The following is a 12,697-nucleotide window of genomic DNA, read 5'->3' as shown; positions in this document are numbered from 1 at the left end:
TTATGGCTCCATAGGTTTCAATTGACTTTCATCAACAATGGTAGGCGTTTGTAGTTTGTCCTGTTGCTGAATTTGTCGATGTTTATATTCAGAAATATGTTCACCATTAAAGGTATCTTTCGAAATAATATCAGGAATGAGGTAAGCATTATGATCTTCAACTTCACCACCATATTTAGTTTCTGGTAGATAAGCTGGATCGTAAGGCTGTACGCTGATAAATTCACCGTTTTGATCTACTTTAAGAATCGTGCGCTGGTAAAGCGTATGGTCTTGAATCTGCTGAGCAGTACTTAATGTGTAATGCTGAATAGGTGCAGCAAATACGACATAAGCCATTAAGCCAGCAAGTAACACATAGATGACTTTATCATTACGTGGTGGTGCTCGTTCTGGTAAGGCCTGATAAAGAATATAAGCGGGATGGATTGGATCTTGTTCAGGAGGTGTTGCTCGCCAGAACAAGATAAAACCAACACGTGTAAGAGCAATAATACTTAATAGGCTTACAACAAGTACCACGCCAATGATCCATGCTTGATAGCTGGTTTCAACTGTCGCTTGTAAAATGAATACTTTTCCGAGAAAACCACTAAAAGGTGGTAAGCCAGCCATCACCATCGCAATGATGAAATAAGTAAATGCAGCAGCTTTTTCTTGTTTGATTCTTGGGGCAACTTTTAAATGATCTTTAAAATCTCCACGTTGTGAGGTTATCCATCCACAAAATAGATAAAAAGCTGCTCCAATCAGCGTACTGTGCACTAAGTAATATAATGCGCCAGACCATGCTTGTGTATTCGACATTGCAATAGCTATGAGCAAGGTGCCAATTGAAGAAAGCACCATAAACCCGACAAAGCGACGTAACCGATCTGCTCCAATTGCTGCAATCACTCCATAGAGTGAAGTAATCAAACCAATAGGAAGCAACCAGCTTTTCAAGATTTCTTGACTAAGCGCATCATCAAATACTGTTCCATTCACACGCAAAATCGAATATATACCGACCTTGGTCATAATGGTGAAAATTGCAGCCACAGGTGTACTTGCAACAGCATAAGTTTTTGGTAGCCAAAAACCTACAGGAAGCATAGCTGCTTTAATGCCAAACACGACAAATAAAAGTAAGGCACCTGCTACGGCTAATTTATGTTGATCTGCTTCGAGTGTCGGAATAAGACGTGAAACATCCGCCATGTTGAGGCTACCCACACTACCATAAATCATACCAAGGCCAATTAAGAATAGGGCAGAGGCTAAAAGATTGATAATGACGTAGTGAACACCCAGCTGAAAACGTGGCTTACCTTGTCCATGTAAAAGCAAAACATACGAAGCCATCAACAAGATTTCAAAAAAGACGAAAAGGTTGAATAAGTCGCCTGTTAGAAATGCACCACACAATCCCATTAATAAGAAATGAACCATGGCATGAAAGTAGCGACCACGGGTATCCCAATTGTCGCTTGCATACCATAACACTGGGACGACTAATGCATAGGTCAGTACCAGCATAAAAGCAGAAAGACGATCTAATACGAGTACAATGCCAAATGGTGCTGACCATTCACTCAGTTGGTAAATGGTAATCTGCCCCGTGCTTGCAAAGCTCAAATATACAATTGCGCTAATTAATCCAGCAATTGCGGAAATAAGACTAATGCCACGACGCCATGGTTGTCGCCAGTCGTCTTTTAAAGCACCGGCTCCAGGGTTGCCGAGCAGTAATAATATAAAAGCAGTAAATGCCGGGATGAGAATGCTAAAAATAGGCGCATGTTCTTGCCAGAAAGATAAAAAATCAAACATTACGGCTCATCCTCGCGTGGGTCGTATGTTGGAGAGATGTCTTCTTTAGCATCAACATGATCACTACCTGACTCATAACGGCTACGCAGCGCCAGTTGTACAATAAAAGCGGTGGTTGCAAAACCGATCACAATGGCTGTTAACACCAGCGCTTGAGGAAGTGGATCGGTTATTTTTGTTGTTTCGGTTAAAATTGCTGGTGAGCTGATTTGTAATCGGCCCATAGCAAATAAAAATAGGTTTACAGCATAGCCAATTACCGCCAATCCAAGCACAACAGGGAAGGTACGAGCACGTAAAATCAGATAAATACCTGTGGCAACAAGTAAACCAATAGCAGAAGCCAATAAGAATTCTAAACTGATCATGATGATTCCTCCCGATGTGGTACTACAGGACCAGCCATGCTTGAGTGGCGAGAGTCTCCCAATACTGAGATAAGTAACATCGTTGCACCAACAACGGTGATATAAACGCCTAAGTCAAAACTTGCAGCTGAAGCCAAATGTAGTTTTCCTAAAATTGGTAATTCAACATACACGTGAGCACTGGTCAGGAATGGGCGTAACCAGAACCATGCTGCTACACCAGTAAGCCCAGCAATCGTTAATCCTGAACCAATCCAGACTTCGTAAAGACGCCCTGATTTTGCTTTGAGTAATTGTTCAGTTTGGTCTTGACCTAGCGCAATATATTGGATGATTAACGCCATTGAGGTGATTAGACCTGCAATGAAGCCACCGCCTGGATAGTTATGGCCGCGCATGAAGATATAAACACTCACGACAAGCGCTAATGGCAATACCCAAGAGGCTGTAATACGGAACATGAGCGGAGATGGATTAAAACGGTAGGTGAGACCTTGGGTCATGGTTGTACCATGTACACGCATGCCATCCATAAGGCAAAGTGAACCAACAGCCGCAATTCCTAGTACCGTAATTTCACCAAAGGTATCGAAACCACGGAAGTCAACTAAAATGACATTTACAATATTTGAACCACCACCGAGTGGTAAAGATTGTTGGGCAAAGAACCATGAAATCGAATTATGATCACGGGTTAAAATCAGCCACGTAATCCAGCCTATCCCTAAGCCTCCAACAATGGCTAAAGCAGCATCTCTTAAACGTCTTGAGCGCAGAGATTCATAAGGCGTTAGCTGTGGAAGTAAAGATAAACTCATTAATAAAAGAACAGTGGTTACAACATCCACAGTAATTTGAGTCAATGCCAAATCTGGAGCTGACATGGTGACAAATACCATCGTTACAACCAGACCAATTGCACCACTAATGAGGACTGCTTTAATACGTTCATGGTGGAACCATAGCATCATCCAGCAACCCGAGAATAAGGTTAGCCAGAGAACGATGGCAATCCATGGGGCATGAGTGAGTTCACGTGTGCCTGTGGTGAGCCCTTGATTGAGTAGCGGCATGGTTACCATGATGATGCTAAAAGCAATGATCAAGAACAAGTAACTTTGCAATGAGCCATTTTCAGTTTTTTGTTTGATTTTTCGGCTGGTGAGTAATAAATGTTTTAAAAATAAATCAAATAAAATACGGCCTTGTAATCTGCCAAGACGTGGGTCAAGGTCAATTTTACGAATCATGCCATCTTTTGCCAAAGCAAAATAGAAGAGTGAGCCGCCCACTAAAGCAATAATACTCATAATGAGAGGAGCATTGAATCCGTGCCAGATTGCAAGATGAGTTCCTGCAAATTCTGGTTGCATCAAGCTTGCTCTCGTTACGCTATTGACCAGTGGTTCTACCAATAAAGAAGGTAAAATTCCAACCAAGATACATAGTACAGCAAGAAGAATGGCTGGCGAACGCATACCGATCGGGGGTTCATGTGCATCTTTATTTGGAACTTGTTTACCAATTGGGCCATCAAAAAACACGCCATGCACTAAGCGAATTGAATAACTTACTGCAAAGATACCAGCCAGAGTTGCAATAATGCTGGCAAAGATAACCGTTGAACCTGAAAGATTCGCCAATAGCTCGGTAAAGAACATCTCTTTAGAAATAAAGCCATTGGTGAGTGGTACCCCTGCCATAGAAGCAGCGGTGATCATGGTTAATGTGGCCGTGAAAGGAAGTAATTGCCAAATACCACTGAGTTTTCGAAGATCACGTGTACCAGTTTCATGGTCAATAATCCCTGCAAGCATGAAGAGCGCTGCTTTAAATGTCGCATGGTTAATAATATGAAAAATGGCAGCAGCAACTGCTAAAGGCGAACCGATACCTAGTAAACAGACAATAAGACCTAAATGACTAATTGTTGAATAGGCGAGCAAACCTTTTAAGTCTTCTTTGAAAATGGCAAAACATGCGGCCATACAAAGTGTAAATAGGCCGACAAACGTCACGATATTGTGATAGATCGCAGCGCCTACAAAAATTGGCAGTAAGCGGGCAAGCAGAAAGATCCCGGCTTTTACCATGGTTGCAGAGTGTAGGTAGGCAGATACCGGAGTGGGCGCAGCCATTGCGTTGGGTAACCAAAAATGAAATGGAAACTGAGCACTCTTCGTAAATGCGCCAAGCAAGATAAGCAATAACATTGGAATAAATAGGGAATGGGCTTGAATGGCATCTTTCATGCCCATGATGTCATTAATTTCATAGGTTCCAGTGATTTGTCCTAATAGAACAAATCCACCCAATAATGCCAAACCGCCCATCCCTGTAATGGTGAGTGCCATTCGAGAGCCGCGTTGAGCAGCTTCATAATGACTCCAGTAACCCACTAATAAAAAAGATGAAATACTGGTGAGCTCCCAAAAGACTAATAAAATAATAAGATTATTAGAGAGCGAAATACCCAGCATTGCTGCCATAAACAGCATGAGTAAAGCATATAGTTTGCTTAAAGAATTTTTAGGCCCAAGATAGTAGTAGGCATATATATAAATGAGTGTACCGATACCGGTAATAAGTAGAGAAAATAGTAAACCAAGAGCATCGAGTCTGAAGCTTAGATTAATTCCTAATTGAGGTAACCAATCCCAGCTCTGTTGAATGCTTGCACCACCAAGCACAGTTTTTGCTTGAGCCAGTAATAAACCGAAACTGGTTAAACTGACTCCGATTGCCCCTAAAGCCGTTACTCCACGCGAGAACCGTTGAAGCAATGAAACAAGGGTGGTGCCTAATATTAACGGTAATAAGATAATTATCGGTAGCACACTCGTATCCATATGTGATTTAGGCCGAGACCTAAAAGTGAAATTTTAATTTCAGAACAGATAGGAATTCAAAGAGATTTCCAAGGCTTGTATTCTGAAAAGCCCAACCAAATTAGAAAAATAAAGCGAGAAACAAGTTGTATTGCGCAACTTGAAGAATAAAAACGCAAAATGAAATTTATTGTACACTAAAAAAGCAGTAAAAATCTGATGTTATTACATGTAGTAACAACATCTAGTGATTTTAGAGCCTAAAAATTCTGCTTAAACTGTATATTGTGTGAGACCGAATTTCATTATAAAAATAGAGTAAATGGGTCATAAAATTTAAACAGAAGGGCTTTCTTCTGGTGTATCTCCAGCATGAATCATGCGTAATAATTCATTTTTTTGTTGCTCATTTAGATTTTGGATTTGCTGAAATAAAACACCAATTTGTGCTGGAGATGGTGCTGGGTCAATTAAGCTAAGAGGTTGTGCTTCTATAGGCGCCGTTAATGGTTCGCTTCTTTGTAGCAATGTATAGATGTGTTCAAGCTGTTGCTTGGTTGTATTTAAATCAAGATGGCTAATTTTACCATTTTCTAATTTTAACGATTGGTAGTCGGAAGCATGTTCAAGTAACTCCTCACGACTTCCTGTTGCAATAATTTGTAAGCGTGGGAATGCCTGATGAAGCCGATTCAAGATTTCTGTGCAATGTGTGGAGTCGAGCTGTGCATCAATTTGATCTATTAATAAAACCCCGTCACCTTCAAGGCAGGGGTTTAGACTTAACGGATTGAGTAAACAGAGCCTGCGGGCTACATCGCCTACTAACGCAATCCAAGTTTTTGTGGTGTTGGAAAGCTGCTGAAACGGTAGGGTTTGGCCTTCATAGTCAACCATGAGCTGGAGCCGAGGTTGATATTGCAAATATAGGTCTTTAAGTTCAGGCAAAACAATTTTTAATGCATTTTTGAGTGCATAGAGATTCGGGGAGGTGAGCTGTTTAGGCTGCCCAGATAACTCTTTTTTAAGATCATTTAATAGTTCTGTTTGATCTTGCTGATCTGATTGTCTAGAAATAATACGTTGTATGAGATGTGCAGCTTGGGCATTTTCTATATCGCTAATTTCGCGTAGCCATTCAAAAAAACGGGTAAACGTTGTAAATGGCAGTGGGCTAATGTCATAGGCTGAAATGGATTGGGTAATGCCGGGTAAATTTTTATTCAGCAGATTAATATCATTTACAAATCGCTCGGCTGGGTAGTAAGCGACTAAGGGCAATCCTTGTAGTGGATCTTTTTTTGTGACTTGCTGATAAAGGGCCATAGTTTGATCAAGTTGCTGCGTTTCAACTTGGCTTATCCCAATGCCACTTGAATTTAGAGTTTTAAAAAGTTTCCAGCTACATAGTGAAGAATCTACCTGTTGGGCAGAGGTAGATTCTGGTAAATGGCCAATTTCTGCTGGAATTTGAATGGTCACTTCGATTTTTGATTGTAGGCGCGACTGAGTAATATCTTGATCAGGCATGACAATACCAGGGCTACGTAAATCTTTAAGACGGGCAGGGAACCAAGTTAAAGCATGGTAAGTATGTTTGAGTAACATACTTTTACCAGTTGCTTGTTCACCTAAAATTAAGGTAATAGGCTGTTTTTCATATTGAAACTGTATTTTAAGATCGTGAAATAAAGCAATATGTTTAAATTGGATCGATTCAAGTTTCATAGGCTCACCTAAGTATGAGCGCTTCAACCAACCGATTGACGAAGACTTAAAGGCGCCCTTAGTTTTAATTGTTGTATCAGATCATAAAGATGATGGATATTTAGACTTACTTTAGCACGAGTACAGGCAACGTAAAGTAATCTTAACTCTTCATCTGTAATCTTGTGTTCTAAGCCATTAATTTTAAATTGATAGTCATCTTCAATATGAACACGGTTCCATTCTAACCCTTTAGCTTTGTGGGCTGTAGAGATGACATAATCAGCTTGCTCAATGGGTGTAATCTTTGCAAGTGCTTTCTTTAATGGGTCAGTCCCGTGATCATCAACCAATTTAACCAAAGGTTTAATGTCACTACCTTCATTGGTTTCACAGTATTCATGAACATCATGCCATGAATTGAACCATGCTAACTCAGGAACATCGGTGACACGTTTGCCTTGTTTCAAGAGGCTTGCAGCATCTACAAAACGGTTTAGTTTTTGATGGTCTGCTTGCAAACTCACTTTATCGCCATGAACTAAACCTGCCAACAAAAGTTCCATCGCACGGGCATTGGTGCGGCATAAAATTGCGTCACGCATTTTAGTGTGAGGTTTATTAACTACACTTGATTTCTGGTTCGGATTGCCAAGTAGAGGAACAGTCTCATTTAAGCCGCCCAGCAACGCATTGGCAACGTCAGCAATCGTTTCACCAAAACGAAAAGACGTGGTTAGACGAGATTCAGGTAATGGTAATTGCTGCATAGCATTAATTGCGCCACGCCATGCATAAATTTGCTGATGAGCATCGCCTACATAAATGACCTGCGTATTTTTTTGTCGAAGCAAAATACCCAGCATTAAAGGGTCGGCATCTTGTGCTTCATCAAATAACACATAATCACTAGGAATGTTCGGTTCAGATAATGCCCAAAGTTTAAGGTAAATATCATGGCCAATTCCGGCTTGATGATTCGGGTCAATTGACTCTAGCCAACGACGTTCCACAGCAGGATAAAGATGCTTTTGTAATTCGATAATATCATCTGGATGTAACCAATTCGGTGCTTGAATATGGCGAGGTGCAGGGTATTGGGAACTCGTTGAACAGAAGTAACCCACCGCATTTGCGACAAGACTTGCTAGTCGGCTTGGCATCAAGACATATTTCTCGTAACGCCCACCCATCATTCGTCGTAAAGTAATCGGCTCTAGTCGATATTCTTTAGCAATAAAACTTGGACTTAAGCGCGGTAGACGTAATTTGTCAGTTACACCACGGGGCACACTACGAAAGGCAAGTGAGTGAAAAGTACGGCAGTCGACATTACGATGAAATTTGTTTTGGGCTTCACCAGCAATCGCTTTGTTAAATGCCAAATACATACCGCGCCGCTCAGGCATGGCATCGCTAATCATTTGTAAAGTAGTAGTTTTACCTGTACCAGCATAGGCAATCACTTTAAATGATTGCCCAAGACGGGCGTTGTCTATGGCAATCGCTTGCTCATAGGTAGCTTTAGGTTTTTCAATATTCGACACTGAGTGATTTTATACCTTGTTGCGGTTAGCTTTTTCAACTAAACCAGATAAACCCTGACGACGAGCTAATTCGTCAATAATAAGTTGTGGATTAAGATCGAAATAACCCAACATGACAATAGTATGGAACCACAAATCCGCTGTTTCATAAACGAGATCGTTTAAGTGAGCTTCTGAATCTTGAACTGCAAAATCTTTAGCAGCAATAATGGTTTCTACACTTTCTTCGCCGACTTTTTCTAAAATTTTATTGATGCCTTTTTTATAGAGGCTGGCAACATAAGAGGTATCTGCTTCAGCTTGCTTACGCTCTTGCATCAATTGACCTAAATGAGCAAGTACATCAACTTGTTCAGTGGTGTGGGCGTGATCGTGAGCTTCTGTTTTAGCATTTTCACCGTAAATTGCAGTAGGGTCTTTTAACTGTGCATCGACAATTTCCCAACCTTGTGGGGTAAGTTTACGGTAGAAACAAGACTCACGACCTGTATGGCATGCAATACCGCCGTGCTGTTCAATTTGTAACACAATGACATCGGCATCGCAGTCCAGACGAATTTCATAAACTGTTTGGAAATGGCCTGATTCTTCACCCTTGTGCCAGAGTTTTTGGCGAGAGCGAGAGAAGTAAACAGCCTGATTTTTTTCCGCTGTTAGAGCGAGTGCCTCACGGTTCATCCACGCCACCATCAAAATGCGTCCGGTTTGATGATGTTGAGCAATGGCAGGGATAAGACCTTGTTCGTTAAATTTTACTTCATCGAGCCATTGCGTGTTATTCATGAGGAATCACCAAAGAAATATGAACTATAAATTGATTTAAGTCAGATGCTAAAAAATAGCTTGTATAGTGTACGGCATGAAAGTCACTTTGCGGAAAAATTCTTTACGCTTTTTCTCTGTGTCAGGCTAACAAACAGCTTACTCTCATTACTTGTCAGTACGTTATTTAGATATTTCTGAAGTGAGAATATTGGAAATCTCAATCAAATTTTGATCTGGGTCGCGAATATAAACTGAAAGAATAGGGTGCATTGCACCGGTACGTTCGACGGGGCCTTCTTCAATTTGAATATTTAACTGATTAAGGTGTGTAACCACTTCTGAAATTGGTGTTTCTGAAATAAAACACAGATCGGCAGATCCAGAAGTTGGATGCAATGCCTTGGGTTCAAATTCATTGCCTAGTTGATGCAAATTAATTTTTTGATGCCCAAACTTTAAGGCTTTTCTATTACCTTTAAACGTAATGACCTCAAACCCTAATACTGTTTGATAGAAATTACAGGTGTTTTCAATATCTGCAACGGTTAAAACGAGATGATCAAGATGGCTGATTTTCATATATAACTCGCTATTCTTTTGTGAGGTTAATAGTCGGGAAGAGATTCACTTTTTGAATTAAGTACATTTTCTTTTTCGCAATATTGAGCAATTTTCTGATAATCAAGTTGTTGAAATGGGCCTGTTTTTAAGCCAGAAACTGTGATTGCCATTTCTTTTCGAAAATAAGGGATCTGATACATCCAAGGGAAAACGAGATCTCTTAAACCTCCCGCCCACCAATGGTCAGATTGATAAAGTGGTGTTAATAAGCGACTGAGGAATTGATAAAACTGGGTGGAAGAGCGGCGATGTTGATGATAGTGCTGCCAGAGGAGTGACCAGTCAATATTTTGGTTCTTTTGGGCAAGTTGCAATGATTGAGAAAAAGCCCAAGCATCCAGTAAAGCCATATTTGCGCCTTGTCCCAGTTGAGGGCTCATAGCATGAGCAGCATCACCAATAACACCAATTCGGCCTTGCCCAAATTGAGTCATCACGACATCACGGTATTGGGCAGATAGCCATTTAGGTTGAATTTGATTGTTGTACAAAATCTGTTTTAACCATTCTGCTACATCAGGCCAGCGCTCTGAAACTTGGTTTAACCAAGTCTGTTTTGACTGCTCATCTTTCAAAAATGTAGGTAATTGTGCAGTAGGTAGGCTCCAAAATACACTCGCAAGTCGTTGCTCGGGTTCAGAAGGGATTGCCCCTGTAGGTAAAATCCCCATCATGATTTTGGAACGATCATAAAATTGATGCAGAATTTGGGGATTCAGTGCTAAACATTCAGGCACGATACTCCAAGCAGCACCCCATGGATAAGCTTGATCGACCTTTACCCAGGCTTTTGGGCGCAATTGACTACGAGCGCCATTGGCAATTAAGACCGCATCAAAGCAATCATCAAATTTTTGGTTTTGATTAAAGCCAAAGAGCCGAATTTCATTAGGGTGTTCTTCAAGTCTTTCAATTGTGTGGTTCATACGCCAAGTAATGTGACTTGAATATTGAGAAAGTTTTTGAGTAAGAACGTGACATAAAGTAGAACGGTGAATACCTAAACCATAAAGATTCGTTGAAGCTTCATGATAGTGACTATTTACTAAAAGGCGTTTATCAGGAAGTTGCCCTTCTAAACCTGTGACTTTTGCACCTAGTGTTAAGGCTTCATCAAGTACACCAAGATGCTCAAATACGGCTAACCCAGCAGGCTGTAGTAAAAGACCTGCACCTACCGGAGATAATTCATCAACTTGTTCAAAAATAGTCACATTATTGCCTTCGCGGGCGAGCAAAATCGCAGTTGCTAAACCTGCTGTACCAGCACCGATAATGGCAAAATGAGGTGTTTTCATTGTTTATTCTTTTGAAGTATTTATAGGTTCAATTTAACAATGAACTTATCACTGATCTAGAAAAATTTTTTAAAATTAAATTATTGTCATAGAAAAATCCCTTGCGATTGCAAGGGATTTAAATGTTATTTCATTATTCGCCAAAGTGCTAATAAGCTACTCAGCACAATCAAAATAACTGAAACAAACCAAGGGCTAATAATCGCGATGGTTAGTAAAATCAGCATAGTACTGCCGAACATCCAACTGCGGCGTTGTTGATGTTCCATTTGCAAACGAAGTTGCTGCATTTCGCGTAACTGACGGTCTTGCCAAGCAGACTGATTTTTTAAACCATTTAAACTATCAACAATTAAGCTTGGGAAATCTTGAGCACCTAAAAGCAGGTCAGGTAGTTGCTGCCCTAACTCTTTTATATTTTTGACTGGGTTCATGTTGGCTTTGACCCATTCAGTCAAAATTGGTTTTGCCAATTTCCAGATGTCGAGCTGCGGATAAAGATCGGTCCCTAGGCCTTCGACATGCACTAAAGTCTTTAGCAACAACATGAGTTGCGGTGGAATCTCTAAATGGAAGCGACGGGCAATATCCATCACTTGAATTAAGATGCCAGCAAAATCAAGTTGATCCATTGGTTTAGACACCATTGGACCAACGGTGCGACGCATTTCACGCGATAGCGCATCTTGGTCTGTACCCGGTGGAATCCAGCCAGCTTGATGCACAATTTGAATGAGCTGCATAAAGTTGCTATTCATGACAGCAAGCAACATGCGGGCAATGGTCATCTGGTCATGCTTAGATAACTCACCCATAATCGCACAGTCCAACGCAATAAAGCGTGGATTGCTTGGGTTAATTGTTTCTACAAAGACATTGCCGGGGTGCATATCGGCATGGAAAAAGTTATCGCGGAATACTTGCGTGAAGAAAATGGTTAATCCTTTTTCTGCAAGTTGTGCGCGGTCCATGCCTAGACGGTCGAAAGTCACCGTATCTGAAATAGGAACACCTGTAATACGCTCTGCCACCATGACATCTTTGGTGTCCATGTAGACTTCAGGCACATACATCATGGTTGAGCCAGTAAAATAATGGCGCATACGACGGGTGTTATCTGCCTCAATACTCAAGTCCAGCTCATTTAAGATAATCTGGCGATAGTCTTGAATAATTTCGCTTAAATGCAACGCACGCGCAGCTTCAAGGCGGCTTTCTAGTGTGTTGCCTAACCATGCCAAAATCTCAAAGTCTTGCAAAATTTGGTTGCGAATGTCAGGACGAGTCACTTTAATAACGACTTCACGACCATCGTGCAAAGCAGCAGTATGAACTTGTGCAATTGACGCAGCAGCTAATGGCTGGTCATCAAAGCGAGCAAACAAGGTATTTACGTCAGCTTTTAACGAATCTTGAATACGTTGTTTGGCAACATTGCTATCAAAAGGTTTTACCTGATCTTGAAGTAAGACCAATTGAGCGAGTATTTCAGGTGGAATCAAATCACGTCGGGTTGACAGTAATTGCCCAAGCTTAATTGCAAGCGGCCCCATCTCTTCCAAAGCTTCTTTGAGCTTTAAAGGATTTTTACGTTCACGACTAGACCATGCGGCTGGGTGCATTTTAATAACACTTAATGCACGTTGAGCTTTAACTGGTAATTCATCCGCAGGGAACAACGTATCGAGTCTATAGTGCGCTGCAATACGCCAAAGTTCGAGTAAACGTGAAACGTGCGGAATCATATACAG

Annotated in this window: 9 protein-coding genes; all 9 read right to left on the bottom strand. The window is 41.0% G+C overall.

Translation table 11 applies throughout. The features are described 5' to 3' along the window. Window positions 1-1,812, bottom strand: a complete 1,812-nt coding sequence (locus tag F936_RS03955) for a monovalent cation/H+ antiporter subunit D (RefSeq protein WP_005045093.1) — start codon at window positions 1,810-1,812, stop codon at window positions 1-3. Further along, window positions 1,812-2,180 (bottom strand): Na+/H+ antiporter subunit C, encoded by a 369-nt coding sequence (locus F936_RS03950; RefSeq protein ID WP_003654595.1) that lies wholly within the window; start codon window positions 2,178-2,180, stop codon window positions 1,812-1,814. Before F936_RS03950 ends, F936_RS03955 begins: the two co-directional genes overlap by 1 nt. Beyond that, window positions 2,177-5,029 carry a monovalent cation/H+ antiporter subunit A gene (locus F936_RS03945; protein WP_016801896.1) on the bottom strand — a complete coding sequence of 951 codons (2,853 nt, stop codon included), beginning with the start codon at window positions 5,027-5,029 and terminating at the stop codon, window positions 2,177-2,179. Before F936_RS03945 ends, F936_RS03950 begins: the two co-directional genes overlap by 4 nt. Before the next feature lie 315 nt (window positions 5,030-5,344). Continuing rightward, window positions 5,345-6,736: an AAA family ATPase gene (locus F936_RS03940; protein ID WP_005045088.1), complete on the bottom strand. Its 1,392-nt coding sequence runs from the start codon at window positions 6,734-6,736 to the stop codon at window positions 5,345-5,347. A gap of 23 nt (window positions 6,737-6,759) precedes the next feature. After that, window positions 6,760-8,262: a UvrD-helicase domain-containing protein gene (locus F936_RS03935; RefSeq protein WP_004640865.1), complete on the bottom strand. Its 1,503-nt coding sequence runs from the start codon at window positions 8,260-8,262 to the stop codon at window positions 6,760-6,762. Window positions 8,263-8,271: 9 nt separating this feature from the next. Then, entirely contained in the window at window positions 8,272-9,045 is a 774-nt protein-coding gene (gene hisIE, locus F936_RS03930) for a bifunctional phosphoribosyl-AMP cyclohydrolase/phosphoribosyl-ATP diphosphatase HisIE (protein WP_005037164.1), read from the bottom strand. A 162-nt stretch (window positions 9,046-9,207) separates the two neighbouring features. Next, on the bottom strand, window positions 9,208-9,606 hold the full coding sequence (locus F936_RS03925) for a VOC family protein (protein WP_005045085.1): 399 nt from the start codon (window positions 9,604-9,606) through the stop codon (window positions 9,208-9,210). A gap of 26 nt (window positions 9,607-9,632) precedes the next feature. Further along, window positions 9,633-10,946, bottom strand: coding sequence for an FAD-dependent oxidoreductase (locus F936_RS03920; protein WP_005045083.1), 1,314 nt, complete (start codon window positions 10,944-10,946; stop codon window positions 9,633-9,635). A gap of 125 nt (window positions 10,947-11,071) precedes the next feature. Continuing rightward, window positions 11,072-12,691: an ABC1 kinase family protein gene (locus F936_RS03915; protein WP_005045080.1), complete on the bottom strand. Its 1,620-nt coding sequence runs from the start codon at window positions 12,689-12,691 to the stop codon at window positions 11,072-11,074. Window positions 12,692-12,697 lie beyond the last annotated feature (6 nt).

The sequence above is a fragment of the Acinetobacter calcoaceticus DSM 30006 = CIP 81.8 genome, from assembly GCF_000368965.1.
GTDB classification, from domain to species: Bacteria; Pseudomonadota; Gammaproteobacteria; order Pseudomonadales; family Moraxellaceae; genus Acinetobacter; species Acinetobacter calcoaceticus.
The sequence above is the reverse complement of the archived record's forward strand: the minus strand, read 5'-3'. Positions and strand labels throughout refer to the sequence as shown.